A 25,722-nucleotide genomic window follows, 5' to 3' on the forward strand; every position below is an offset into this window, starting at 1 on the left:
TTTCATTAAATCCAGTTTTTTATTTTTGTACGCGGGAAAGCGTCCGGTAAACCGTCGGCCGCGAAACGGAAAATAATTCAGCCAGATCGCTGATGGAATACTCGCCGCTTCCGCGCATCCTGCAAAGCTCTTTTTGCTGTTTATCAGACAACTTAGGTTGTTTTCCCGCAGTTTCCCTTTTCCCTGGGCGATAGCCATATTCTTACGGACATGATTAAGCGGGATCAGGATGACAACGCGTGGCAAAGCGACAGGCAAAAGTGAACGACTGGCTGTTTTAAATAATGCCCAGCAGGAAGCGCTGTAGGGTCTCCCTGATTTCGATGATGCACAGCGCCTGGAATATCTTGCTCTGGACCAATCTGAGCTGGCGCTGGCCTATTGTCGTCAGGGGCTTCACGCTCAAATTTATGCTCTTCCAGAGTGGCAATGAAATTATTGACCCGGATGCGCTGGTTGCCAGGCTGAAACTGGGGTAACGGAAATTTCGGCGGTTCCGGCGTAGAACCCCCCGCCGCAAACCCTTTTGTCAGCACGACCTACGCCTCTTAAAGCTCTTGTTCGAACAGGATCAGTATGGCTTCATATAACTGCTTGACGCTAAAGCCGCGGGCCGGTGTGGTGAAAATCGTATCGTCCCCGGCAATGGTACCCAGAATGCCTTCCGCTTTGCCGAGGGAATCCAGCAAACGGGCGATGAGTTGTGCTGCGCCGGGACTGGTATGAATGACAATGACCGCTTCGTTGTAATCCACATCGAGAACCAGGTTTTTTAATGGGCTGGTGGTGGTTGGCACCCCCAGTTCCGCCGGCAGGCAATAAACCATCTCCATTTTGGCGTTACGGGTGCGCACCGCGCCGAATTTGGTCAACATCCGCGACACTTTGGACTGATTGATGTTTTCGAAGCCCTCTTCCTGCAAGGCAAGCACGATCTCTCCCTGGGAACTGAATTTTTCTTCTTTGAGCATGGCTTTGAAAGCTTTGACCAATTCTTCTTGTTTTAATTGATTACGCATATCGAACCCGAAATTGACCCATAATTAAGGGTTAATTATGCATTTAAATGAATTTTTATGCAATACCAACCCTTGGGACATCTCACTGCGATGGGCAACGGCCGGGTTTAGCATGGGTGTTAAAGTAAACAAATTGTTATTAAAACGTCGTTGTTTTGTCCGGTAAATTGGGTGTAATGTTAATAATAAACACAGGTAACATGACTGATGCCGGCTAACGGAAAAAAGTGAATAAGGCAAATTTGGTCAACATTGCGCGCCCATTTAGCTAAATACCGGCGTCAATTCGCAATTTTGCGATCACTGATTTGTTTTTAGCCGATGATGTCACTATGATCTTAAGCAGATGATTTGTCGGCATTTAATTTTCTCTATTATAATAAGGAGATATGAATGAAAGTCGCAGTCCTCGGCGCAGCGGGCGGCATAGGCCAAGCGCTTGCCCTGTTGCTTAAAACCCGGCTACCCTCCGGTTCTGAACTCTCTCTGTATGATATCGCCCCCGTTACGCCCGGTGTGGCGGTCGACCTCAGCCACATCCCGACCCAGGTAAACATCAAAGGGTTTAGCGGTGAAGACGCCACGCCGGCCTTGGACGGCGCGGATATCGTTCTTATTTCAGCGGGCGTGGCGCGCAAGCCGGGTATGGATCGTTCCGATCTCTTTAATGTTAATGCCGGCATCGTGCGAAATCTGGTTAGTCAGGTCGCCAAAGCCTGTCCTGCCGCCATGATCGGCATTATTACCAATCCGGTCAATACCACGGTGGCCATTGCCGCCGAGACGCTGAAGAAAGCCGGCGTTTATGATAAACGCAGATTATTCGGCGTCAGTACCCTGGATATCATCCGTTCCAATACGTTTGTCGCCGAACTCAAAGGCGGCGCGCCGGAGGATATCGAGGTTCGCGTTATCGGCGGTCACTCGGGTGTCACCATTCTGCCGCTGTTGTCCCAGGTCAAAGGCGTTTCCTTTACCGAAAAAGAAGCGGCCGATCTTACCAAGCGCATTCAAAACGCTGGCACCGAAGTGGTCGAAGCCAAGGCCGGCGGCGGGTCTGCCACGTTGTCCATGGGACAGGCGGCGGCACGCTTTGGCTTGTCGCTGGCGCGCGCCCTCTCCGGCGAACCGAATGTCGTGGAATGCGCCTACGTTGAAGGCGATGGCGCCTTTACCCGCTTTTTTGCCCAACCGCTGCTGCTTGGGAAAGAAGGCGTGGCGGAGTATTTGCCTATCGGATCACTTAGCGCCTACGAACAGCAAGTGTTGCAGCAGATGCGCGATGTTTTGAAAAAAGATATTGAAATGGGTGTGAATTTTGTCAATCAGTGAGTTGCCCTAGCCCGTCCCTGATCGGGGCGGGCATTTCCGCCTGGTGTTTTTACTTTCTTGTTTCCGTCTCGCGTGGCATTGTCATCACTGTATCGCCACCGGTTACACACTCGATATACTTTAAGTCGCCTCTATGTCGGCTACGTTGACCATCCCTATATCCACGGGGCGGCATGAGGGACAGTCTGTCTCCTGACCGATCCGCCGTGGGGGCAAATGGGTTCCCGGCGATTTGTCGCTCGCTGGCCGCCGCGACGCAACATCAACCCGTCAGGGCATAGACAGGTTTTTTTGAATCTTGACCGGTTTTGGGTGAATTCCACCCGTGAACCGGCTGGCCTATTTCTGTAAGGTAGTTGCATTTAAATGAGCAAAAATGATGTCTTTGGAAACTTGAAGTTGTGGCATTATTAGATTGATTAATAATGATTATTTCTGCTTGTGTGTGTAAAAAACCAGCATTGATCTCAAATTTCAATTAGCCTGTAGCACTTGCCGCTTTTTTTGTGATGTAATGAATCGAAACCGTTAAGACTACCGGTAACAGTCTACACGGTACGGTAAATGAACGACGGAACTCCATCACCGATTCGTCCGGGGGAAACGGACAGATCGCGCGGCGGGGTATGGCGATAGTGTCAATTTATCACCATGACAAGGAGGGGGACGAGACTATGGCAAATAAAAGGGAATGGGTTGCAACCCATGAGTTGATTGGCGTCGGCGGATTGCCGAAAACCAGGCAAGGTTTGAACCGCCGGGCACGGGAAGAGGGCTGGCAAAAACGAAGACGCGAAGGCGCAAGAGGAAAGGCTGTCGAGTACTCGTGGCAAAGTTTGCCCGAAACGGTTAAAAAGACACTGACATTGCGGTCTGCTTCGCCGGAATATACATTGTCTGCTCAGGAACCGTCTTCCACCTGGATGGAAATACATCGGCAGCTTTCCGATGCTGAACGTGACTTCGTTGTGGCCTTCATATTGCGTGAAGGTGTGCTTAACCTCCTTAAGCGTCTTGATTATCCCGATGAGTTCCTTGCGGAAGCCCATCGGGATTAGTTAACAAACAACAGAGACGGGGAAATCTCCGTATGTCCGAGCCTTTCATCGCGAGCGTATCAGGCGTTTCCTGTCGATCAGAAGGTTCGTTTCGGGGTCTATATAACGGCTGGGCCAGATTTCGGCTGGATGTATCTCCAACCGGTCCGCTATCAGCCATTCGCCTTTCGGCCACGGCCGGCTCAGTGCGTTCGCCAACGTTGACGAACTCAAACCGGCGGCCCGTGAGACCGCTGCCAGGCTGGTGCCACGTTTACGCAGTGCCGCAATGATGTCTGCCGGGTGCCAATCGTCTTTCCGTTCACTCATATCACCATTCCATTGCTATGAGCTAGGGAGAACTCAATGTAATAAATAACATAATTAACCCAAACGAATTGGAAACAAGGACTCTCTATGGAAAATATATAGCATTTATTTTCCCAAAGGTTTTCAAAAATTTTCCAGAAATAGTCATTTTTGTAATGGGCATCCCCATTTTGGAATGCAACGATATGAAAAAAGCCTGGTTCAGTACCAAAGAGCTTTTAGGTGTGGCAGGGCTTCCCGACACCCGGCAGGGACTCACGGGACGTGCGCGGCGGGAAAACTGGAAACGGCAACTGCGCACCGGCGGACAAGGACGAGGACTGGAATACGCATTGGAAAGCCTGCCCCTGGAAGTCCAGCGGGCATTGACCCAGCGAGAGATGCGCGAGGAGGCCCCGCCATCTTACCGCGCCGGAAAAAAAGCCGCCGAGCCGGAAGCCGACCCGTTATCGGCCTGGATGGCCATCTACCAGCAGTTCCTGCCGGAGGAACGGGATAACGTCATCAGCCTGGTGATGCGCGAGGGAATCGAGAAGTTCATGATGCGCCTGGGAATCACGCCCAGGCGGTAAACGATGGGAAAGCGGCGGAAGGCCTTTTCCCTCAAAGCGAAGATAGCGCTTAAAACTGCCGTTGTACCGCCGAGTGCGCCAGGCTTTCCAACGCTTGGCGAAACGGGCTTTCGTCCAGATCGGCCAGGCAGGAAATCGCCTTGTCCGCCTCGGCTTCCGCGCATTGGCGGGTGTATTCCAGCGAGCCGCATTGGCGCATGGTCTCAAGCACCGACGTCAGCAGATGCCGCCCGTTGCCCCGCTCGATGGCGCCCCGGATTACCGCGGCCTGCTCGCGATTGCCATTGCGCATGGCGTGCAGCAACGGCAACGTGGGTTTGCCCTCATTGAGATCGTCGCCGATATTCTTTCCCAGGGTTTTGCCGTCGGCGCTATAATCCAGTAAATCGTCGATAAGCTGGAACGCGGTGCCGAGATAGCGCCCGTAATCGCGCAGGGCGGCCTCCTGGGCCGGCGTAGCGCCGGCCAGGATGGCGGAGGCATGCGCGGCCGCTTCGAATAGCCGGGCGGTCTTACTGTAAATCACCCGCATATAGCTTTCGATGCTGATGTCCGGATCGTTGCAATTCATCAATTGCAGCACTTCCCCCTCGGCGATGACGTTCACCGCCTCCGCCATGAGCGCCAGGACCCGCAGCGATTCCAGTCCGGTCATCATCTGGAAGGCCCGGGTATAGATAAAGTCCCCCACCAGCACGCTGGCCGCATTGCCGAACGCCGCGTTGGCGGTGGCCTTGCCCCGGCGCATATCGGATTCGTCCACGACATCGTCGTGCAGCAGGGTGGCGGTGTGAATAAATTCAATCAGGGCGGCCACGGTAACGTGCTTATCGCCCTGATAGCCCAGGGCGCGCGCCGCCAGCACGGCGATCATGGGCCGGATACGCTTGCCCCCGCCGCTAATGATATAGTGGCCGAGTTGGTTGATGAGCGCGACCTCGGAATTCATCTGTCCAAGAATGATCGCGTTGACATCCGCCATATCGCGGGCGGTAAGTTCAGTAATTTGATCGAGGTTCATTATTTTCTTTCGGGTTTATTAATTACCGTTGGGGAGAATAGTAACGCTACCCATCGCGCCAAATGGCGAAAACTGTGTTACTGATTGTACTTGAAAACGGCAAGAGATAAATGATAGACGCGTCACCCGCCACTTTTTCACGGCCTGTATGTATTCTGCTCTTGTCATAAGTCGGTTTTTTGCGTAGAATTCGCGCCCTATTGTGAATATTTATAGCGCACTGTGGACGATTTCAAGTTGAGTGCGCGGAAAGCGGAGTTTTGTATGTACGCGGTTTTCCAAAGTGGTGGTAAACAACACCGTGTCAGCGAAGGACAGACCGTTCGTCTGGAAAAGCTGGACATCGCAACAGGCGAGACTGTTGAGTTTGACCAGGTGATGATGATCGCTAACGGTGATGACATCCAGATTGGCGTTCCTTTCGTCAATGGCGGAAAGGTAAAAGCCGAAGTCGTTGCGCACGGTCGCGGCGAAAAGGTGACGATAGTTAAGTTCCGTCGCCGTAAGCACTATCGTAAGCAGCAGGGCCATCGTCAGTGGTTCACTGACGTGAAGATTACCGGCATCGGCGCCTAACAGAGGAGCACACACTCATGGCACATAAAAAAGCTGGCGGTTCCACCCGCAACGGTCGCGACTCGGAAAGTAAACGCCTTGGCGTCAAGCGTTTCGGCGGCGAAGCCGTTCCGGCGGGCAGCATCATCGTTCGTCAACGCGGCACGCATTTCCATCCCGGCACCAACGTCGGTTGCGGTAGAGACCATACTCTGTTCGCCCTGGCGGCAGGCAAAATCCTGTTCGAAGTGAAGGGACCGAAAAACCGTAAGTTTGTCAGCATCGTCGCTGAATAAATTTTCGATTTCGCTCGCTGCGATTTCAGAGTAAGCCCCGCAATACGTTGCGGGGCTTTTTACTTTCCATTCCAGTCACATTTTGTCTTAGACACCCAAAATGACGAATCAGAAAGCGGGACAGCAGGCGGGATGGGGTATTGCGCTGGCGCTCACCACCGCCATGTGTTGGGGGGCGTTGCCCATCGCCATGAAACAGGTGCTTGCCGATATGGAGCCCTATACCGTGGTTTGGTACCGTTTTCTGATGGCAAGCGTGGGATTGGCCTTTATCCTGGCCCCCCGCCGCCAACTGCCGCCGATGTGGTTGTTTTTTCGCAAACGCTGGCTATTACTGGTACTGGTCGCCACCGCCGGCCTGCTGGGCAATTTCGTTCTGTTCAGTTCATCGCTGCAATATCTGAGCCCCACCACTTCTCAGGTGATAGGCCAGCTTTCGCCGGTTGGCATGATGGCGGCGAGCGTGCTGATATTGAAAGAGCGGATGCGCATCACCCAGGTCATCGGCGCTATACTGCTGATTATCGGACTGGTGATGTTTTTCAATACCAGCCTGGTGGAGATTTTCACCCGGCTGACGAATTACACGCTAGGGGTCATTTTGGGCGTCTGCGCCGCGGCGGTCTGGGTTTGCTACGGCGTGGCCCAGAAAGTGTTGCTGCGGCGTCTGGGATCGCAACAGATCCTGTTTGTGTTGTATATTTTATGTGCATTGGCATTGTCGACGGTCACCAAGCCTTTGGCCGTACTGCATTTAAGCGGTTGGCAACTGGCCAGCCTGATTTTTTGCGGCGCCAATACCCTTATCGGCTATGGCGCGCTGGCGGAGGCCATGGCGCGCTGGCAGGCGGCGCAGGTCAGCGCCATAGTCACGCTGACGCCGTTGTTTACCTTATTATTTTCCGATTTGCTGTCCTTGTTCTGGCCGGATTATTTTGCCGCGCCGGCACTGAATGTCCTGGGTTATGTGGGGGCATTCGTGGTGGTGGCGGGCGCGATGTTCTCCGCCGTCGGTCACCGCTGGTGGCCAGGGCAAGCGAAATCAAGACCGGTGCTGCCTGTCAAGCCGCCCGGCAAATGAATGACGGAGAAACCCCATGAAATTTGTTGATGAAGCGGCCATTCAAGTGGCTGCCGGAGACGGCGGCAACGGTTGCGTTAGTTTCCGGCGGGAAAAATACATTCCCAACGGTGGGCCGGATGGCGGCGATGGCGGCGACGGCGGCGACGTTTTTGCTCTGGCCGACGAGAATCTCAATACCCTCATCGATTCCCGGTTTGAGAGGTCGTTTCGCGCCGAGCGCGGCCAAAATGGTCAGAGTCGTGATTGCACTGGCAAGCGCGGCAAGGACATCACCATCAAGGTGCCGGTGGGTACCCGGATCCTGGATCAGGATACCGGCGAGGTCATGGGGGACATGACGCGTCACGGCCAGCGGCTGATGGTGGCCAAAGGCGGTTTCCACGGCTTGGGCAATGCCCGTTTTAAATCATCGGTAAACCGGGCGCCCCGCCAAAAGACCGACGGTACTGCGGGGGAAAATCGCCAATTGCTGCTGGAATTGTTGTTGCTGGCCGATGTCGGCATGCTTGGGCTGCCCAATGCCGGCAAATCCACCTTTATCCGGGCGGTGTCCGCGGCCAAGCCCAAAGTGGCCGATTATCCTTTCACCACACTGGTGCCCAGTCTGGGGGTGGTGCGCATGGATAACGAGCAGAGCTTCGTTATCGCCGATATCCCGGGACTTATCGAAGGGGCCGCCGACGGGGCGGGATTGGGGATCCGGTTTTTAAAACATCTCGAGCGTTGCCGGGTGTTGCTCCATCTTATCGACCTGGCGCCGGTGGACGGGTCCGACCCGGCGGAGAATGCCAACGTCATCGTCCGGGAGCTGGAACGCTATAGCGAGACGCTGGCCAGTAAGCCGCGCTGGCTGGTGTTCAACAAGCTGGATTTACTCGAGGCCGGAGAGGCTGAGCAGCGGGCCAAGGCTATTGCCGAGGCGCTGGGCTGGGACGAAAAATACTATCTGGTATCGGCGGCCAATCGCGACGGCGTTAAGGCATTATGCTGGGATGTGATGTCATTTCTTAACGCGCACCCGAAAGACCGGCCGGCGCAGGATGTCGAGCCGGAAAAAGTCGCGTTCAAATGGGATGACTATCATCGTGAGCAGTTGGAAAGCACGGACACCGACGCCGATGAAGACGATCTGCTTGATGATGACTGGGACGAAGACGACGAAGACGGCGTGGAAACCTTCTATGAGCGCTGATTGGCGTTAGCCTCCCCCGGTGGGGGCCAGGGCGGCGACCGTGTGGCCGACGCCCGTGGCCCTGGTCGGGGCAGCGGGCTTTCGCTTAATAATTCTGGTAAATGTCCTTATATAAATGGCTCTCGAAGCGGATAAGCGGGATACGGCGGTTTTTCTGATCCTGCGGCAGTACCGCATAGCCGGAAAGATACTGCACGAATGCCAGATGCTGGCCGCTGGCGGTGGTGATGAAGCCCGCCAGATTATAAACCCCCTGTAGAGAACCGGTTTTCGCCGACACCTTGCCGTCGACGCCGGCCTCATGTAACCCGGCGCGATACATCAAGGTCCCGTCATGGCCCGCCAAAGGCAGCATTGAAATAAAATCCAGCGTCTGGTCGTGCTGGCCGATATATTGCAGAACCCGCATCATGGTGGCCGGCGACAGCAGATCATGACGGGAGAGGCCGGAGCCGTCCACCTGGATGGTATTGCCCAGGTCGATTCCCGCTTGCTGGCGTAAAATTTGCCGCACCGCGTCCGAGCCGGCGCGCCAGGTGCCCGGCACTTTAAAATACTCGCGGCCGATGGTGCGAAACACCGTATCGGCTATCATATTATCGGATTTTTTCAGCATGATTCTCAGCAGGGCGTGCAACGGCGCCGACGATGTTTGCGCCAGCACCCTGCCCGCCGGCGTGGGATGGGTCTGGCGCAACAAGGTGCCGCCAAGGGCGATACCCGCCTGTTGTAATTCGTCTTTCAGAATAGCGGCGGCGTAACTCGCGCCGTCCTGAATGGCGAACGCCAACGGCAGCGGTTCGGCGCGCTGAGGCATGCAGCCGGTGAGGGTATAGCGGTTCAGCTCGCCCGGCACCACGTCCAGTTCGCAATATTTTATTTCCGGCGAACCCTTCGCCAGGGTGCGTACCTGGCTGAACATATTCACCGGGTAATAGGAGGCGACGCGCACATAAGCGATGCCGCCCGGTTTCGGCGCGCTGTACAGCGAAACGGAAAAACAGTTGCGATCGACGATAGCCGCGCCGGGCGGCGCGCTAAAACACTCGGTCAAATCATTCCAGGGCCAGCCGGGCGCTTTGTCATGGCTGGCGAACACCGACGTATCAATCACCAGGTTACCGGTTATGCTGCGGATGCCTTGCTGGCGCAGTTGCGCCACCATATTGCGCAACTGCTGGCGCGTCAGGGTCGGATCGCCGACAAAGCGGGCCTTAAGATCGCCGTGTAGCACGCCGTTTTCCACGGTGCCGTCGGTTTCAAGCGTGGTGGTGAAACGGTAGTCGGGTCCCAGCTCCAGCAAAGCCGCCAGGGCGGTGAGGATTTTTTGCGTGCTGGCGGGCAAGGCCATCTGCTGGCTATGGTAGTCTATGACGGGGGTGGCAGAACCGACTTTTTGCACCACTAACGCCAAATTCGCGCCTTCCGGCAGTAAATCCATATAATTTTCAATCTGCGCCGCCTGGGCGGAAAGCATGAAAACGCTGATCAATCCTGTGAGTAAACGTAAAAAACGCATAATTTCCGGCAATGGCAAAGTAACGTGCTGCAATACTACGGTGCAAACCGGGTTAAAGTAAACGATGACCCGTGGGGAACTCTGGGTTAAAATACGTATCAAAATGCAAACGCCCTTGGCCTGAACTGTTCTTCAGGCCTGGCTTTTTTTGCTTTTCGCTTGGGTAGTGGCGAAATAACGTTGCGCCGTGACGACTGAGAACGTTATCAGAACGGCGATTTTTTACACTCGAGTTCCTGTCGAGCGCGCCGAGTCGGCGGGCGCGGGCTTACCCGTGAACGCGGAAATTTCCGCGACGGTGCGTCCGCGCGCGGCCAACGAAGCGGCGATTGGCAGGATGAAGAGTATTGCAGGATGAATCATTAGAGGTATTGCTATGACTCCAGTTCCAATGACCTTGCGTGGTGCTGAAAAATTACGGGAAGAGCTCGAATTTTTAAAAAGCGTCCGTCGCCCGGAAATCATCAGAGCCATCGCCGATGCCCGCGAACACGGCGATTTGAAGGAAAACGCGGAATACCATGCCGCGCGCGAACAACAGGGATTTTGCGAAGGACGTATCCTGGAAATCGAAGCGAAGCTGTCCAACGCCCAGATTATCGATGTCACCAAGATGCCGGCCAACGGCCGGGTGATTTTCGGTTGTACCGTCAGCATCCTCAATCTGGAAAACGAGGAACAGCAGACCTATTCCATCGTCGGCGACGATGAAGCGGATTTCAAGCACAACCTGATTTCCATCAATTCGCCCATGGCCCGCGGCCTGGTCGGCAAAGAAGAGGGGGATGTCGCCTTGATTCGCACGCCGGGCGGCGATGTGGAATACGAGATCCTGAAGGTCGCGTACCAGTAACGCGCATCTGTTGTGGACGCCGGAAATTGTAAAGAAAGGAAAAAGGCCGTAAGCGGCCTTTTCCTATATTAAACACCATGGCACCTTTCCAGCAGAATCCGCCGGTTCAGCGAGGTAGACTGACTTTGCGTTCCTCGGAGGGACGGTAAAGCACCAGGATGCTGCCGATAATCTGAACCTTGACGGCGCCGGTCTCGCGCACAATGGCGTCGGCAATGAGCGTTTTGGCGTCGCGGTCTTCGGCGGCGATCTTGACTTTAATCAGCTCATGATGCGCGAGAGCCTGCTCGATCTCAGCCAGCACGCCTTCCGTCAGGCCGTTGCCGCCCAGGATAACGACCGGTTTGAGCGGATGGGCCAGACCTTTCAGGTGCTGTTTTTGTTTGTTGTTCAGATTCATTTGTCTTTTTTACTTACACTGGGATTGAAAACGGCACATTCTACCGCCATCTCGTAGTTATCACCACATTGGTCGTGATTATAACCGGCGCATGAGAGCCTCGATCCTACAATAAGCCCTTTTTCAGGATAGTTGGAAAATAAAATGACGACCAAAAAGCGTTCCGGCAGCTCGAGTCGCTGGCTCCAGGAACACTTTAGCGATAAATATGTACTTGAGGCACAAAAAAAAGGACTGCGTTCCCGTGCCTGGTTTAAACTTGAAGAAATACAGCAAGGCGACCGTCTCTTCAGGCCGGATATGACCGTGGTGGACCTGGGCGCGGCCCCTGGCGGTTGGTCGCAGTATGTCGCCACGCAAATCGGCGGAAAAGGGCGTATTATCGCTTGTGATATCCTCCCGATGGACCCCATCGTGGGCGTAGATTTTCTGCAGGGCGATTTCCGCGATCCCCTTGTGCTTAAGGCGCTGCTGGAAAGGGTAGGCGAACAAAAGGTACAGGTCGTCATGTCTGACATGGCGCCGAATATGAGTGGTACCCCGGCAGTGGATATTCCCAAGGCCATGTATCTGGCTGAACTGGCCTTGGATATGTGCCGGGACGTGCTGGCACCAGGCGGCAATTTTCTGGTTAAGGTCTTTCAGGGAGAAGGTTTTGATGAATATCTGCGGGAAATACGCTCCCTGTTTACGAAGGTAAAGATTCGTAAGCCAGAGGCTTCGCGCGCGCGATCGCGCGAAGTGTACATTGTGGCGACGGGGCGCAAAATATAGTACCCTACGCTAATTGTTAACACCGTTGTAAAATGAGGTTAATCCCTTGAGTGACATGGCGAAAAACCTGATTCTTTGGTTGGTCATCGCAGTCGTGCTGATGTCGGTATTCCAGAGCTTCGGGCCCAGCGAGTCCAATGGCCGCAAGGTGGATTACTCCACCTTTATGCAAGAACTGAATCAGGATCAGGTTAGGGAAGCGCGGATTAACGGTCGTGAGATTACCGTTACCCGCAAAGACAGCAACCGCTACACCACCTATATTCCCGTCAACGATCCCAAATTGCTGGATATCCTCCTGACTCATAATGTAAAAGTGGTCGGTGAACCCCCAGAGGAACCCAGCCTGCTCGCCTCGATCTTTATCTCCTGGTTCCCCATGCTTTTGCTGATAGGTGTTTGGATTTTCTTTATGCGGCAGATGCAGGGCGGCGGCGGAAAGGGGGCGATGTCTTTCGGCAAAAGCAAGGCCCGAATGCTGACCGAGGATCAGATTAAGACGACGTTTGCCGATGTGGCCGGCTGTGACGAAGCCAAAGAGGAAGTCAGCGAACTGGTGGATTACCTGCGCGAACCGAGCCGTTTCCAAAAACTGGGCGGCAAAATCCCCAAAGGCGTGCTGATGGTCGGCCCGCCGGGGACCGGTAAGACGTTGCTGGCGAAAGCCATCGCCGGCGAAGCGAAGGTGCCGTTCTTCACGATTTCCGGTTCTGATTTCGTGGAAATGTTTGTGGGCGTCGGCGCTTCCCGTGTTCGGGATATGTTTGAGCAGGCCAAAAAGGCCGCGCCCTGCATCATCTTTATCGATGAAATCGATGCGGTGGGGCGCCAGCGCGGCGCCGGCCTGGGCGGCGGCCATGACGAACGGGAACAAACCCTGAACCAGATGCTGGTGGAGATGGACGGGTTTGAAGGCAACGAGGGCATCATCGTTATCGCGGCCACTAACCGGCCTGATGTCCTTGACCCGGCCTTGCTGCGCCCCGGCCGGTTCGACCGCCAGGTGGTGGTGGGGCTGCCCGATGTCCGCGGCCGTGAACAGATCCTTAAAGTGCATATGCGCCGGGTGCCGCTGGCGAGCGATATCGACCCGTCGGTTATCGCGCGTGGGACGCCCGGATTCTCCGGGGCCGATTTGGCCAACCTGGTGAACGAGGCGGCGTTGTTCGCGGCGCGCGGCAGCAAGCGCGTGGTGTCCATGGTGGAATTCGAAAAGGCCAAGGACAAAATCATGATGGGCGCCGAACGGCGTTCCATGGTCATGACCGAGGCGCAAAAGGAATCCACCGCTTATCATGAAGCGGGTCACGCCATTATCGGCCGGTTGGTGCCGGAGCATGATCCGGTGCATAAGGTGACGATCATTCCCCGCGGCCGGGCCTTGGGGGTCACTTTCTTCCTGCCGGAGGGCGACGCCATCAGCGCCAGCCGCCAGAAACTGGAAAGCCAGATCTCCACCTTGTATGGCGGCCGTTTGGCGGAAGAAATCATTTACGGGCCGCAAAAGGTGTCTACCGGCGCCTCGAACGACATCAAGGTGGCCACATCCATTGCCCGTAACATGGTGACCCAGTGGGGGTTCTCGGAGAAGCTCGGGCCGTTGCTGTATGCAGAGGAAGAAGGCGAAGTGTTCCTTGGCCGCTCGGTGGCGAAGGCCAAGCACATGTCCGATGAAACGGCGCGGATCATTGATCAGGAAGTGAAATCGATCATTGAGCGCAACTACACCCGCGCCCGGACGCTGTTGATGGAAAACATGGACATCCTGCACTCCATGAAGGATGCCCTGATGAAATACGAAACCATCGATGCGCCGCAAATCGACGATTTGATGGGCCGTAAGGCCGTGCGCCCGCCGGCTGGCTGGGATGATTCAGCCAGCAATCATTCTTCCGACAACAATAATACCCCCAAAGCGCCGACGCCGGTGGATGAGCCCACTACCCCGAATCCCGGCAATACCCTGTCGGAGCAGTTCGGTAATCGGATATGACGCCAAACGGCGGGCCGAATTCCGGTCCGCTGGCAGTACGACGATAAATCTGCCCCGGCCCTAGCGCCGGGGTTTTTATTTGTGCCGGAATGCGGGACGCGCGGCCGTTTTTTCCGCCGTCCTTTGCTAGAATAGCCGGCCAGGATCAGTTTGAGAGGGCCCTTAAGTCATGCAGCTTCAGGTCAAGCAACGTATTCTTGATCTCGGTACGCCGAACGTCATGGGAATACTCAATGTCACGCCCGATTCGTTTTCTGACGGCGGCAAATATCAGCGTTTGGATGCGGCCTTGTATCATGCCCAAGAAATGCTGGACGCGGGCGCCACCATTATCGACGTCGGCGGCGAGTCCACCCGCCCCGGCGCGCAGGCCGTGGGTCCCGACCAAGAGGCGGATCGCGTCTTGCCGGTGGTCGAAGCGCTGGCGCGGCGTTTCGATGCCTTTATTTCCGTGGACACCTCGCGGGCCGCGGTGATGCGAGACTGCGCCGCCGCCGGCGCGCATCTTATCAACGATATCCGTTCCCTTGACGGGCCGGGAGCGATGGCGGCGGCGCGCGACAGTGGTTTGCCTATTTGTCTGATGCATATGCAGGGCGAGCCGCGGACGATGCAAACGGCGCCCCGCTATGAGGACGTCGTGGCCGAGGTGGATCGGTATTTCGCCGGCCGTATCGCCGATTGCCAGGCGGCGGGCATTGACAAAAATCGCCTTTTGATCGATCCCGGCTTCGGCTTTGGCAAGAATCTGGAGCATAATTACCGTCTTCTGGCCCGTTTGGGCGATTTCCGACACTTTGGTCTGCCGTTGCTGGTGGGCATGTCGCGTAAATCCATGGTGGGGGAGTTGATTCGGGTTCCCCCCGACCAGCGCACCATCGGCAGCGTGACTTGCGCGGTTATCGCCGCCGTGCAGGGGGCGAACATTATCCGCGTTCATGATGTCAAGGAGACGGTGGACGCGATGCGAATTGTCGAAGCGACCCTTTCTGTGAAGGAATCCCTATTTGTATGATTGAACATAAATACTTTGGAACCGACGGCATCCGCGGCAAAGTGGGCGATAACCCCATTACCCCGGATTTTGTCCTCAAACTGGGCTGGGCCGCTGGTAAAGTGCTGGCCCGTCACGGCTCCAAGAAAATCATTATCGGCAAGGACACCCGCATCTCCGGGTATATGCTGGAGTCCGCCCTGGAGGCCGGACTGGCGGCGGCGGGGCTTTCAGCGGCCTTTACCGGCCCTATGCCGACGCCGGCCATCGCCTATCTGACCCGCACCTTCCGGGCGGAGGCGGGGATCGTGATTTCCGCTTCCCATAACCCTTATTACGACAACGGCATTAAGTTCTTTTCCATTGAAGGCACCAAATTACCGGATGAAGTGGAACGCGCCATTGAAGCGGAACTGGAAAAAAGCCTGACGTGCGTCGAGTCGGCCGAACTGGGCAAGGCCAGCCGCATCGTTGATGCCGCCGGCCGCTATATTGAATTCTGCAAAGGCGCTTTTCCCGGCAATAGCAGCCTGAAAGGCTTGAAAATCGTAGTGGATTGCGCCAATGGTGCCACCTATCATATCGCCCCCAGCGTTTTGCGCGAGCTGGGCGCCGACGTGGTGGCCATCGGCTGCCAGCCGGACGGAATGAACATCAACCGGGAGTGCGGCGCCACGGACACGCGGCTATTGCAACGCCGGGTACAGGAAGAAAAGGCCGATTTAGGCATCGCCTACGACGGCGACGGCGATCGGGTCATTATGGTCGATCATCTGGGCAATAAAGTGGATGGCGATCAGATCCTCTACATCATCGCGCGGCAAAAATTGCAGCATGGCGAATTGACCGGCGGCGTGGTCGGCACGTTGATGAGCAACATGGGGCTCGAACTGGCGTTGCGGCAATTGGGCGTACCGTTTGTCCGCGCCAGGGTGGGCGACCGCTACGTGCTGGAAAAAATGCAGGAAAAAGGCTGGCGCATCGGCGCGGAAAATTCCGGGCATGTCATTCTGTTGGACAAAACCACCACCGGGGACGGGATCATCGCCGGCTTGCAAGTGTTGTCCGCCATGGTTGGCAACGGGATGACGCTGCATGAGCTGTGCGCCGGCATGCGCTTATTACCGCAAAACCTGGTGAATGTGCGCTTTACCGGCGGCGATCCGCTGGAGTCGGTATTGGTCAAGCAGGCGATGGCCGACGTGGAAAATGCCCTGGCCGGCCGGGGACGGGTGTTATTGCGCCGCTCCGGCACCGAGCCTTTGATTCGGGTCATGGTGGAAGGGGAAGATCGCGCGCAAGTGGAGTCTTTTGCCAACCAGATAGCCGATGCGGTGAAAGCCGCCGGCTGAGGTCAGGCCCCGGCGTATCCGGGGCATTATCGGCGGTCTGGCGTTTTTTTCCGCAAACGGTAGGGTTGCCCAAATTTGCCCTTGCGTGTACGCAAAGCTTTCGTTAGTATTCAGACCCGCTTCAGTCGGAGATTTTAGTGGTCGAGACTGGCGCCATTGCTTAACATGCGGTAGAAACCCGCAAGGATTTTCAATTATGTATGAAGCTCTGTTAGTCATATTCCTGTTGGTGGCAGTCGGGCTGGTGGCCTTGATTCTGCTGCAACAAGGTAAAGGCGCCGATATGGGGGCCTCCTTTGGCGCAGGCGCTTCCGCCACCTTGTTCGGCTCCAGCGGTTCAGGCAATTTCATGACCCGCGTGACGGCTGTGCTGGCGACATTATTTTTTATCCTGAGCCTGGTGCTGGGCAACCTGAATGGCGATCACAGCAAAAAAGGCAGCCAATGGGACGACCTGAGCCAGCCGCAACCGGCGGAAAAAGCGCCTGTGCAAGCGCCTGCGAAGAACAGTAGCGATATTCCGCAGTAATGAGGTGGCGTTCCGTTATCGTCACCAGCATTAATGTCTGCCAGACGACATTAATGGATTTACCCAATGTTGTGCCGAGGTGGTGGAATTGGTAGACACGCTACCTTGAGGTGGTAGTGCCCGATTGGGCTTACGGGTTCAAGTCCCGTCCTCGGTACCAATAGCAAATGAATAGACGTCGTTGAACGTCTATTTTTTTATCTGAATCCCGCGAATAATAAGCAACCCCGTTGTTGTTAACTTTCCCGGGAAAGCGGGGCGGTTCACCGGGTCAGGCCGGCCAGTCCTGCGCCAGCGTCCTGCCCTGTTCAACGGTCAACTCGCCAAACAAGCCCTGAGAGGGGTCTCGCCGCGCGCCGGCATTGGTTCTCATCAGCCAGTCGAACCGCGCTAAGCGACGCCATCGGACGTCTCTTCTTTGCTCTTCGCCTCTGCGCGTTAAAGCAATGCGCAGGCGGCAGTGATGCGGCGGCAGGCCATATCCAGCAACTCATCATCCAACGCGTAAGCAAGGCGAAGATAGCCCGGCGTGCCGAATGCCGAACCGGGCAAAACGGCGACATGGGCTTGGGTCAGCAGATAATCGGCGACGGCGATATCGTCGGCAAGCCATTGCCCGGTGGGCGCACGTTTTTCCAGCAGGCGGCCGCAATTGACAAAAACGTAAAATGCGGCCGGCGGCGGCGCGGCGCAAAGTCCTGGCGTCTCATCAAGCATGGCCAATATTCGTCGGCGGCGTTTATCAAGCGTCGTCAGCCAGTCGGGAAGGAAGTCAGCGGGTTGCGTCAGCGCGGTGACGGCCGCCGCCTGCGCCAGAGAGCTCGGGTTGGATGTACTTTGCGATTGCAGTATCGTCATCGCCTTGATAAGCCATGCCGGCCCTGCCGCATAGCCCAGTCTCCAACCGGTCATGGAAAACCCCTTCGACAGGCCGTTCACCGTTAAAATCCGATGCCGCAACCGGGGTTCCACCTGTGCCAGGGTAGTGAAAGCGGTGCCGTCGTAATGCAGCGCTTCATAGATATCATCGGACAGAATAAGGATGTGCGGCGCCGCCAAAAGCACCTCCGCCAGCGCCTGCAACTCGTGCCGGTGATACAGGGCGCCGGTAGGGTTGGCCGGAGAATTCAATATGAGCCAGCGGCTATGGGGGGTAATGGCCGTCGATAAGGCGTCGGCGGTCAGTTTCCAGCCGTCTTGTTCCCGAGTGGGCACGATGACCGGGCGACCCTCCGCCAATGCCACCATATCAGGGTAGGAAACCCAGTACGGAGCGGGAATAATCGCTTCCAGACCCGCATGAAGCGTTGTTTGCAACGCATTGTAAATCAATTGCTTCGCGCCGGCCCCGGCGATGATTTCCTCCGGCTGGAACGCCAGATGGTTATCACGGGCGAATTTGCCGATGATGGCCGATTTCAGCGCGACGGTACCGCCCACCGCGGTGTATTTGGTTTCGCCCCGGGTGATGGCGTCGATCGCCCCTTGGCAAATGGCCGGCGGCGTATCGAAGTCCAGTTCGCCCAGACCGAGGCTGATGATCTCGATGCCCTGGTTTTGCAGATCTCTGACCCGATCGGCAATGGCGGCAGTGGGCGACGGGCGTACCCGGCGCATGCGCGGGGCGATGAATTCATGTGACATAAAGCTCCTTGATGACGTTAATATTCCGCTTTGCAATAAAAGAGGGGGAAGGATGGGCAATGCGGTGCAAATGCAAGATGATTGCCCATTCTTTGCGCCTTTTAAGCGCACTGGCCTATAAATGACGTAACTGACTCAGCGGGCGCAGCGCAATGCCCGCATCGGTCAGCCTTTCACGCAACCGTCGGGCGATCGCCACCCCCTGGGGGTTATCGCCGTGGACGCATAGGGTATGAACCGGCATGGGTACTTTGACGCCGCTTATGGTGCGGACGGCTTGTTCTTCAATCATTTGCATGGCGCGTTCGGCGGCGCGTTCCGGGTCGTGGATCACGGCGTCCGGCAAATGGCGCGGTAATGTCAGACCGTTTTCACCGTAACTGCGATCGGCGAAAACCTCGCAGGCCACGCGCAATCCCGCCTGGCGCGCCGCGTATTCCGTTGCGTTATGGGGCGTAGTCACCAAAATCAGGTCCCGATCCACGGCGCGAATCGCGTTCACAATCGCTTCGGATAACGCAGGGTCAGTGAACGCTTGGGTCGCCATGGCGCCATGCAACTTCACATGGGTCATGATGTGCCCGCAGGCGCGCGCCACCGCCTGCATGGCGCCCAATTGATAAATCACGGTTTTACCGATATCTCCTGGCGGAGTGCCGGTAATGGCGCGCCTGCCAAAACCCCATAAATCCATAAAACCGGGGTGCGCGCCCACATCAAGGCCTCGCGCCTTGGCGTTTTCCACGGTGCGATGCATGACCAGCGCATCGCCGGCATGAAAGCCGCAGGCGACATTGGCCGACGTCACCACGTCCAGCATGGCGTCGTCATTGCCGACGACGAATTGGCCAAAACTTTCGCCCAGGTCTGAATTCAGGTCCACTTCTTGCATAGTTCTCTCCAGACATAGTTGGTATACCAAATGCATGCAATGAGAATGCCAAATGATGAAGTTCCCCCGGCTACGTGTTGGCAAGCGTAGCGCATGTTTAAATAAGGAGTGAGTGAGCCGATGAAACCATTGTTGAAAGCAGGCTGTCTGACATTGGGCCTGTTGACCATGAGCCTTAGCCTGTCCGTGCGCGCGCAGGAGTTATACTTCGCCAGTTGGGGCGGCGCTTATCAGGACGCCATTCGGCAAGCCTGGCTTAAACCTTTTAGCCAGGAAACCGGTATTGATGTCGTGGAAGATACCGATCCGCAGGTCAGTAAATTAAAAGCCATGCAGGATACCCACACCGTTTCCTGGGATGTGGTCACCGAAAACAGTTCCCGCTTGATGCGTGGCATCAAAATGGGCGTTTTTGAGAAGATCACTCCGGCAATGGTCAATCAGCAACACGTCATTCCCGGCGCGCGTAATGACTACGGTGTTCCATCGGAAATTTTTTCCACGCTTATCGGCTACTCCACCACCGCGTTCCCGGATGGGAAACCGCAGCCAAAAACTTTTGCAGATTTTTGGAACGTCAAGAAGTTTCCCGGTAAACGGACCTTGCAGGATGAACCCGCGACGGTTATCGAGGCGGCGCTGATTGCCGACGGCGTCAAGCCCGAAGATGTCTACAAGACATTAAGCACGCCCGAGGGCGTCGATCGCGCCATGAACCAAATCAAAAAGATTAAACCCTATGTCACCAAATGGTGGAGGAGCGGCGCGGAGCCGGTACAGGCGCTGGCCAGCGGCGAAGTGGTGATGGCGCTGGGCTGGAACGGACGTTTCCAGGCGGGTATCGATGCCGGCGTGCCCATCAAAATGTCCTGGGATAACTCGATAGCCCAGGTGGGGTACTTCGCGCTGGTCAAAGGCGCCCATAACCGCGATGCGGCGCTGAAATTGCTTAATTACATCATTGACCCCAAACATCAGGCCGAATTTAGCAAATACATCGCCTACGGTCCGACCACAAGCCAAGCCATGCCGTATATCGATGATGCGCGCAAGCAACGTTTGCCTTCCACTCCCGACCGGTTGAAGAACACGCTATTTATGGATGCAAGCTGGTGGGATAAAAACGGCCCGGCGATCATCGAGCGCTACAACCAGGTGCGCGCCCAATAATGGCGGCACGCCCGCGGGCAGAGGGACGGCATCGGCTTGGGTACCGGTGCTCGCGGGGCTATGGCGATATGGCTGCGGCGTTGTCGTCCGCAGCCGCCTCAAAGGAAGTCTATAAGGTGGCAACGACGTTGACTGACGAATTCATCGCGTTACGGCGGCCGAGGTGGCCGACATTGGCCATGCTGGCGACGCTGCCGTTATCGCTCTTCTTACTGCTGTTTTTTGTCTGGCCCATCGCCGGACTGCTTAAGCAGGGTTTCCTGACGCACGGCCATTTCAGCCTGGAAAACTACAGGCATTTATGGAACACCCCGATTTACCGCATCGCGTTGGAAAATACCGTGATTATCGCTTTGGCGGTGACCGCGGGGTGTATCGTTCTGAGCTATCCTCTGGCCTGGTTGATGGCGTCTGTGCGCCGGAGTACGGCCAGGGTGCTGTTTTTCGCGGTTTTACTGCCCTTCTGGTCCAGCGCCCTGGTGCGCACATCGGCTTGGATAGCACTGCTGCAACAAAACGGCCCGCTCAATAAACTGCTGTTGACGGTGCATATCACCGACCATCCGGTGGCATTTTTGTATAATTTCACCGGCGTGTTTATCGGCATGGTGCATGTATTGATGCCGTTCGTGGTTTTGCCGCTTTATTCCTCTTTTCGGTCGCTGGACCGTTCTTTGCTGCAAGCGGCGCAAAGCCTCGGCGCGGATTCCCTGGGGCTTTTTACGCGGGTGATACTGCCGTTGACCCGTCCCGGCGTGGTGGCCGGCGCCATTATCGTTTTCATGAACGCGGTGGGCTATTACATTACGCCATCGCTGATGGGGGGGCCGGCGCAGCGCATGGTGGCGGAACTGATCTCCCACAATATCACCGACGAACTGAACTGGGGCATCGCCGCGGCGCTGGCGTGCGTATTGCTGGTGACGACCCTGGCCTCGCTCTGGTTGTTCAATCGGCTGTTCGGCCTGGATAAACTGATGACGGGAACCAACGGCAAAGGCAGCCAGGCCGCCGCCGCGCGGCGCAGCGGCGGCGGGCGCATCGGCGCCGGAATCGGCGCGCTGGTGGCGGTTTTTCTCGTTTTGCCCATTGTTATCGTTATACCCATGAGCTTCGACGCCGCCAGATACCCGACTTTTCCGCCGGCGGCCTACAGTGTGCATTGGTACGTCAATTTCTTCACCGAACACAAATGGATGGCGGCGTTGGGGCAAAGCGTTCAGGTCGGACTGATGGTTACCCTGCTGTCAATGGCCCTGGGGACCCTCGCCGCGCTGGGAATTCACAAGTGGCGTTCGTCCCGCAAAGGCTGGCTGGAAATGCTGTTTATCGTGCCGATGTCGGTGCCTTCCATTATCACCGCGGTGGCGCTGTATTATCTGTGCGGGCCTTGGGGGATCATTGATGATTCCTTCGCCCTGGTGCTGGGCCATACCGTGCTGGCGGTCCCTTACACATTCATTACCCTGTGCGCGGCCTTGAAAGGTTTCGATCCCAACCTGGAACTGGCGGCCTATAGCCTTGGCGCCGGACCCTGGCAGATGTTCCGGCGGGTGATGTTGCCGGCGCTGATTCCCGGCATACTGGCCGGCGCGGTATTTGCTTTCGTCACTTCTTTCGATGATGTCGTCATGGCGTTATTCCTGACCACCGTTCGCAACCGGACCTTGCCGAAACTTATGTACGAAGGACTGGCGTTTGATTTTGATCCCACGGTAATTTCGGCCTCTTGCGTATTGATCGCCGCCACGGCGGGTATGCTGGTCATCCAAGGCTTGTTAAAACGTAATGGAGGCAAACATGCGGCAGTTGCAAGGTAAAGACGTGGCGCTAAGCGCGATCCGTAAAACCTACGGGCCCACCGTAGCGCTGCCCGGCATCGATCTGAGCGTCGCGCGTGGCGAGTTCTGCACGCTGCTGGGCGCCTCCGGCTCCGGTAAAACCACCTTACTCAAAGTGATAGCCGGCTTTGAGCAGCCCGATCGGGGGAATGTGCGCATCGCCGGTAAGGATGTAACCCGCGCGCCCATTGCCGATCGCAATATTGGTATGGTATTCCAGAATTATGCGCTTTTTCCGCATATGTCCGTGTTCGAGAATGTGGCGTTTTCGCTGCGTATGCGCCGATTGGCGTCGGCGGATATCGAGAAACGGGTGAGCGAGGCGCTGGCGCTGGTAAGCATGGAAGCCTATCGCCGGCGTCTGCCCGGTGAGTTATCCGGCGGCCAGCAGCAGCGTACCGCGTTGGCGCGGGCGCTGGTTTTCAATCCGGATATTCTGTTGATGGACGAGCCGCTCGGGGCCTTGGATAAGCATCTTCGCCAGTCCATCCAACTGCAAATCAAACAATTGCATCGGGATTTGGGGCTGACCATCGTGTTCGTGACCCACGATCAGGAAGAAGCCATGCATCTTTCTGATCGGATCATTATCATGGACAAAGGCGCCATTGTGGCCGACGGTACGCCGCAAACCCTGTATCGGCGGCCGGCCAATCGCTTCGTCGCCGGTTTTCTCGGCGAATGCAATTTTCTGGCCTGGGACGGCGCGGAGGTGGTGGGCATCCGGCCCGAGCATCTCCAGATCGGCGATATCAGTCCTGATGCGCGCCACCGTTATCAGGGCAATATCGTTATGGCGACATTCTGTGGGTTGCACTGGAAACTGCTCCTTGAACATCAGGGGCAACATCTGGTGGCGTATGCCCCGGTGGATTTGCCGCAGGATGCGCGTACTCCCGGACAGACAGTGATCTTCGGCTTTCAAGGGGAGCATGCCTTACATTTCAAGGAGCCGGCGTGAACGACTATCCCCGCTTCGTCGCCGTCGGCGAGCAGGCGCTACTGATCGAGTTCGGCGATCGTATCGAGGATCGCCTCAACGCGCGAGTGTTGCAATTGGCCGCGGCGCTGGACGGGCTGACGGGCGTGGAGGAAATCATCCCCACTTACCGCTCCTTGACGGTGGTTTTCGATCCGTTGACGGTAGCCTATAACGCCTTGTGCGAACAGGTTTCAGCACGGCTCAATCTGTCCTGCGGCCGGCCGATATCCCGTCGCCGCTGGCGGGTGCCCGTTTGCTATGGCGGCGAGTATGGAGAGGACCTCGCGGCGCTGGCCCAATGCCACCGGATGACGCCGGAGCAGGTGATTGCACTGCATAGCGGCGCGTCTTACCGGGTCTATATGGTGGGATTTCTGCCTGGTTTCGCCTATCTCGGCGGCCTGCCGGTCCCGTTGCACACACCGCGCCGGTTATCCCCGCGGGGGATGACGCCGGCCTCCAGCATCAACATCGGCGGTCAGCAAACCGCCGTGAGCTCGGTACCGGGACCCAGCGGCTGGCATTTGATTGGCCGCACGCCGTGGCGTACTTTCGACCCGGCCCGCCGACAGGCCTGCCTATTTCGGCCAGGTGATGAAATCCGTTTCGACCCCATTTCGGCCGGGGATTTCAGCCGGCTGGCGGACGATTGCGCGTCGCCCGATTGGTTGCCCGCGCCGGAGGCCGCGTGATGGCTTGGCTGGAGGTGCTTTCCCCCGGGGTGTTCACCACTGTGCAAGACAGCGGTCGCCGTGGGTTCGCCCATCTCGGCGTACCCGCTTCCGGGCCGATGGATGCTATCGCGTTCCGGCTGGCCAATGCGGTAGTGGGCAATACGCCGGACTGCGCGGCTTTGGAGTTGACCGCGCATGGCGGCCGCTACCGTATCGGCGGCGGCGAGTGCCTGTTGTGCGTGGGCGGCGCCCTGGAGGCACAGGCGGATGGCCGGTTGCTCGCCCCTTGGACCGGACATCGGCTGCCGGCCGGTTGCGAACTGGTGCTCGGCCGGGTGCAGCGCGGCCTGCGCGCGTATCTGGCCGTGGCCGGCGGGGTGGATGTCGCGCCGGTCATGGGCAGCCGCGCAACCCTAACCCGCGCCGCGCTGGGCGGTTGGCGGGGGCGAGCGCTGATGAAGGGCGACAGGTTGCCCCTGGGCCGGGATACCGGTATCGGCCGCCGGCATTGCCCCCATGCGCTTTTGACGCCGTTCTACGGCGCCGGTCCGTTGGCCGTGGTGCCGGGACCGCAGCAGGACGCGTTCACCGCCACGGCGCTTTACACGTTTTTCCACGGGCGTTATCGCATCGGTATGCAGGCGGACCGGATGGGCTACCGCCTGGCCGGCCCCGCCCTGGCGCATCGCCAGGGCGCGGATATGGTATCCGATGCGGTGGTGCCCGGCAGCATCCAGGTGCCGGGTAACGGGCAGCCGATCCTCGCCTTGCATGATCGCCAGACGACCGGCGGCTACCCGAAAATAGCCACTCTCATCGGCGCGGAATTCCCCCGGGTGGGGCAGTTGCGCCCGGGACAGGGGCTGGGGTTCCGGGCGGTTGACGCCGAGGAAGGACTGGCGCGTTGGAGGCGTTTGCAAGAGGGCATCGCCGCTTGTCTGAAATCTATTCAATCAACAGAAGTGAACTGGATATGACTGAAACACACACCGGCGTGGAAAGTCTGTTACGCAATGCCGCGACGCCGGATCTGACCGAAGAAACCTACCGGCGCTTATTGGAAATGATCCAATTGGGGCGTATCCCCACCAATGTCCCGCTACAGGAACGCACACTGGCGGCGGCATTGGGCGTTTCCCGCACACCGCTGCGCGAGGCGTTCAGTCGGCTGGTGGGCGGCGGGTTCGCCACGCGGGTGGGGCGCGGGCAGTTAATCGTCAAAGAGCCGACGTTGCGGGAATACCTGGAAATTCTTCAGTTGCGTATTCTGCTGGAAGGGGAGGCGGCGGCGGCCGCCGCCAACCGGATGCCCGGCGAGCAGGCCGAGTCGGTTATCAGCGCATTGATCGCGCATCGCCAGGCACGCAATTTCTCCGCCCTGGAAAACCACCGCATTGATAATCTGGTGCATTTGACCGTGGCGGCCCATTGCGGCAACGCCATGCTCGAACGCATGATTTTCGATTTGCGCATCAAAGCGCGGACTTTCGACCAGAATGGCACGCCGGCCAGGTTCGACCCCGGTTGCCAGGAACACATCGCTATCATGGAGCGGATTCGCGCCCAGGATGCCGGAGGCGCCCGTGACGCGATGGTCCACCACCTTACTCAGGCTCGCGCCGGCATCGTGGCGCGATTCACCACTATTTGACAGGACCATGGGGTGA

At 57.1% G+C, this 25,722-nt stretch carries 26 protein-coding genes, 1 tRNA gene and 2 pseudogenes; 21 read left to right on the plus strand and 8 right to left on the minus strand.

Going from position 1 to position 25,722, the window contains the following annotated elements:
- Positions 1-19: 19 nt before the first annotated feature.
- Entirely contained in the window at positions 20-118 is a 99-nt protein-coding gene (locus FCN80_RS26620) for a helix-turn-helix domain-containing protein (RefSeq protein WP_230492438.1), read from the minus strand.
- Between the two features lie 111 nt (positions 119-229).
- Here FCN80_RS26620 and FCN80_RS00530 point away from each other — a divergent pair.
- A pseudogene (locus FCN80_RS00530) lies at positions 230-418 on the plus strand (hypothetical protein); the annotation flags it as partial.
- Positions 419-548: 130 nt separating this feature from the next.
- On the opposite strand, the gene argR reads toward FCN80_RS00530, so the two are convergent.
- Entirely contained in the window at positions 549-1,019 is a 471-nt protein-coding gene (argR, locus tag FCN80_RS00535; RefSeq protein ID WP_136987871.1) for a transcriptional regulator ArgR, read from the minus strand.
- A 393-nt stretch (positions 1,020-1,412) separates the two neighbouring features.
- Here argR and mdh point away from each other — a divergent pair, with 393 nt between their 5' ends.
- Together mdh and FCN80_RS00545 are read left to right on the plus strand one after the other, a co-directional pair.
- Positions 1,413-2,351 (plus strand): malate dehydrogenase, encoded by a 939-nt coding sequence (gene mdh / locus FCN80_RS00540; RefSeq protein ID WP_136987872.1) that lies wholly within the window; start codon positions 1,413-1,415, stop codon positions 2,349-2,351.
- 674 nt (positions 2,352-3,025) lie between these two features.
- On the plus strand, positions 3,026-3,409 hold the full coding sequence (locus FCN80_RS00545) for a DNA-binding protein (RefSeq protein ID WP_136987873.1): 384 nt from the start codon (positions 3,026-3,028) through the stop codon (positions 3,407-3,409).
- A gap of 45 nt (positions 3,410-3,454) precedes the next feature.
- On the opposite strand, the gene FCN80_RS00550 is transcribed toward FCN80_RS00545, so the two are convergent.
- Complete coding sequence (locus FCN80_RS00550; protein WP_136987874.1) at positions 3,455-3,718, minus strand: helix-turn-helix domain-containing protein; 264 nt, start codon at positions 3,716-3,718, stop codon at positions 3,455-3,457.
- Positions 3,719-3,903: 185 nt separating this feature from the next.
- On the opposite strand from FCN80_RS00550, the gene FCN80_RS00555 reads away from it, so the two are divergent.
- Positions 3,904-4,290, plus strand: a complete 387-nt coding sequence (locus FCN80_RS00555) for a DNA-binding protein (RefSeq protein WP_170975288.1) — start codon at positions 3,904-3,906, stop codon at positions 4,288-4,290.
- Positions 4,291-4,339: 49 nt separating this feature from the next.
- On the opposite strand, the gene ispB is transcribed toward FCN80_RS00555, so the two are convergent.
- Positions 4,340-5,311 (minus strand): octaprenyl diphosphate synthase, encoded by a 972-nt coding sequence (ispB, locus tag FCN80_RS00560; RefSeq protein ID WP_136987876.1) that lies wholly within the window; start codon positions 5,309-5,311, stop codon positions 4,340-4,342.
- Between the two features lie 264 nt (positions 5,312-5,575).
- Here ispB and rplU point away from each other — a divergent pair, with 264 nt between their 5' ends.
- The 4 genes and pseudogenes from rplU to cgtA form a co-directional block, all read left to right on the plus strand.
- Positions 5,576-5,887: a 50S ribosomal protein L21 gene (rplU, locus tag FCN80_RS00565; RefSeq protein ID WP_136987877.1), complete on the plus strand. Its 312-nt coding sequence runs from the start codon at positions 5,576-5,578 to the stop codon at positions 5,885-5,887.
- Positions 5,888-5,904: 17 nt separating this feature from the next.
- Complete coding sequence (gene rpmA / locus FCN80_RS00570; RefSeq protein WP_136987878.1) at positions 5,905-6,162, plus strand: 50S ribosomal protein L27; 258 nt, start codon at positions 5,905-5,907, stop codon at positions 6,160-6,162.
- A 100-nt stretch (positions 6,163-6,262) separates the two neighbouring features.
- Complete coding sequence (locus FCN80_RS00575) at positions 6,263-7,243, plus strand: DMT family transporter (protein ID WP_136987879.1); 981 nt, start codon at positions 6,263-6,265, stop codon at positions 7,241-7,243.
- Between the two features lie 16 nt (positions 7,244-7,259).
- A pseudogene (cgtA, locus tag FCN80_RS00580) lies at positions 7,260-8,315 on the plus strand (Obg family GTPase CgtA); the annotation flags it as partial.
- Between the two features lie 208 nt (positions 8,316-8,523).
- On the opposite strand, the gene dacB reads toward cgtA, so the two are convergent.
- Positions 8,524-9,957, minus strand: a complete 1,434-nt coding sequence (gene dacB, locus FCN80_RS00585) for a serine-type D-Ala-D-Ala carboxypeptidase (RefSeq protein ID WP_136987881.1) — start codon at positions 9,955-9,957, stop codon at positions 8,524-8,526.
- Between the two features lie 376 nt (positions 9,958-10,333).
- Between dacB and greA the strand changes: the two genes are divergently transcribed.
- The gene (gene greA, locus FCN80_RS00590; RefSeq protein WP_136987882.1) at positions 10,334-10,810 is read left to right on the plus strand and encodes a transcription elongation factor GreA; all 477 of its coding nucleotides are present in this window, start codon (positions 10,334-10,336) and stop codon (positions 10,808-10,810) included.
- 106 nt (positions 10,811-10,916) lie between these two features.
- Here greA and yhbY read toward each other — a convergent pair whose 3' ends face one another.
- Positions 10,917-11,210, minus strand: a complete 294-nt coding sequence (gene yhbY / locus FCN80_RS00595; protein ID WP_136987883.1) for a ribosome assembly RNA-binding protein YhbY — start codon at positions 11,208-11,210, stop codon at positions 10,917-10,919.
- Positions 11,211-11,342: 132 nt separating this feature from the next.
- Here yhbY and rlmE point away from each other — a divergent pair, with 132 nt between their 5' ends.
- The 6 genes from rlmE (at position 11,343) to FCN80_RS00625 (ending at position 17,012) form a co-directional block, all read left to right on the plus strand.
- Positions 11,343-11,984 carry a 23S rRNA (uridine(2552)-2'-O)-methyltransferase RlmE gene (rlmE, locus tag FCN80_RS00600; RefSeq protein WP_230492411.1) on the plus strand — a complete coding sequence of 214 codons (642 nt, stop codon included), beginning with the start codon at positions 11,343-11,345 and terminating at the stop codon, positions 11,982-11,984.
- A gap of 46 nt (positions 11,985-12,030) precedes the next feature.
- Complete coding sequence (gene ftsH, locus FCN80_RS00605; RefSeq protein ID WP_306767820.1) at positions 12,031-13,977, plus strand: ATP-dependent zinc metalloprotease FtsH; 1,947 nt, start codon at positions 12,031-12,033, stop codon at positions 13,975-13,977.
- Positions 13,978-14,146: 169 nt separating this feature from the next.
- Positions 14,147-14,992 (plus strand): dihydropteroate synthase, encoded by an 846-nt coding sequence (folP, locus tag FCN80_RS00610; protein WP_136987884.1) that lies wholly within the window; start codon positions 14,147-14,149, stop codon positions 14,990-14,992.
- Positions 14,992-16,323, plus strand: a complete 1,332-nt coding sequence (gene glmM / locus FCN80_RS00615) for a phosphoglucosamine mutase (RefSeq protein WP_230492439.1) — start codon at positions 14,992-14,994, stop codon at positions 16,321-16,323. The genes folP and glmM overlap by 1 nt, the downstream gene beginning before the upstream one ends.
- A gap of 196 nt (positions 16,324-16,519) precedes the next feature.
- Positions 16,520-16,852, plus strand: a complete 333-nt coding sequence (secG, locus tag FCN80_RS00620) for a preprotein translocase subunit SecG (RefSeq protein ID WP_136987886.1) — start codon at positions 16,520-16,522, stop codon at positions 16,850-16,852.
- Between the two features lie 73 nt (positions 16,853-16,925).
- A tRNA-Leu gene (locus FCN80_RS00625) sits at positions 16,926-17,012 on the plus strand.
- 278 nt (positions 17,013-17,290) lie between these two features.
- Here the strand turns inward: FCN80_RS00625 and FCN80_RS00630 are convergent.
- Positions 17,291-18,496, minus strand: a complete 1,206-nt coding sequence (locus FCN80_RS00630) for a pyridoxal phosphate-dependent aminotransferase (RefSeq protein ID WP_136987887.1) — start codon at positions 18,494-18,496, stop codon at positions 17,291-17,293.
- Positions 18,497-18,611: 115 nt separating this feature from the next.
- Positions 18,612-19,388 (minus strand): LamB/YcsF family protein, encoded by a 777-nt coding sequence (locus FCN80_RS00635; protein WP_136987888.1) that lies wholly within the window; start codon positions 19,386-19,388, stop codon positions 18,612-18,614.
- 120 nt (positions 19,389-19,508) lie between these two features.
- Between FCN80_RS00635 and FCN80_RS00640 the strand changes: the two genes are divergently transcribed.
- From FCN80_RS00640 to FCN80_RS00665, 6 genes are all read left to right on the plus strand, one after another.
- Entirely contained in the window at positions 19,509-20,558 is a 1,050-nt protein-coding gene (locus tag FCN80_RS00640; RefSeq protein WP_136987889.1) for an ABC transporter substrate-binding protein, read from the plus strand.
- Between the two features lie 116 nt (positions 20,559-20,674).
- The gene (locus FCN80_RS00645; protein WP_230492412.1) at positions 20,675-22,378 is read left to right on the plus strand and encodes an ABC transporter permease subunit; all 1,704 of its coding nucleotides are present in this window, start codon (positions 20,675-20,677) and stop codon (positions 22,376-22,378) included.
- A complete protein-coding gene (locus FCN80_RS00650; protein WP_136987890.1) occupies positions 22,359-23,360 on the plus strand; it encodes an ABC transporter ATP-binding protein in 1,002 nt (333 codons plus the stop codon). Before FCN80_RS00645 ends, FCN80_RS00650 begins: the two co-directional genes overlap by 20 nt.
- Entirely contained in the window at positions 23,357-24,073 is a 717-nt protein-coding gene (pxpB, locus tag FCN80_RS00655; RefSeq protein WP_136987891.1) for a 5-oxoprolinase subunit PxpB, read from the plus strand. Before FCN80_RS00650 ends, pxpB begins: the two co-directional genes overlap by 4 nt.
- Complete coding sequence (locus tag FCN80_RS00660; RefSeq protein ID WP_136987892.1) at positions 24,073-25,032, plus strand: 5-oxoprolinase subunit C family protein; 960 nt, start codon at positions 24,073-24,075, stop codon at positions 25,030-25,032. The genes pxpB and FCN80_RS00660 overlap by 1 nt, the downstream gene beginning before the upstream one ends.
- Positions 25,029-25,706, plus strand: coding sequence for a GntR family transcriptional regulator (locus FCN80_RS00665; protein ID WP_136987893.1), 678 nt, complete (start codon positions 25,029-25,031; stop codon positions 25,704-25,706). The genes FCN80_RS00660 and FCN80_RS00665 overlap by 4 nt, the downstream gene beginning before the upstream one ends.
- Positions 25,707-25,722 lie beyond the last annotated feature (16 nt).

This window comes from Martelella alba (assembly GCF_005217455.1).
In the GTDB taxonomy this organism is placed as follows: Bacteria; Pseudomonadota; Gammaproteobacteria; order Enterobacterales; family Enterobacteriaceae; genus Acerihabitans.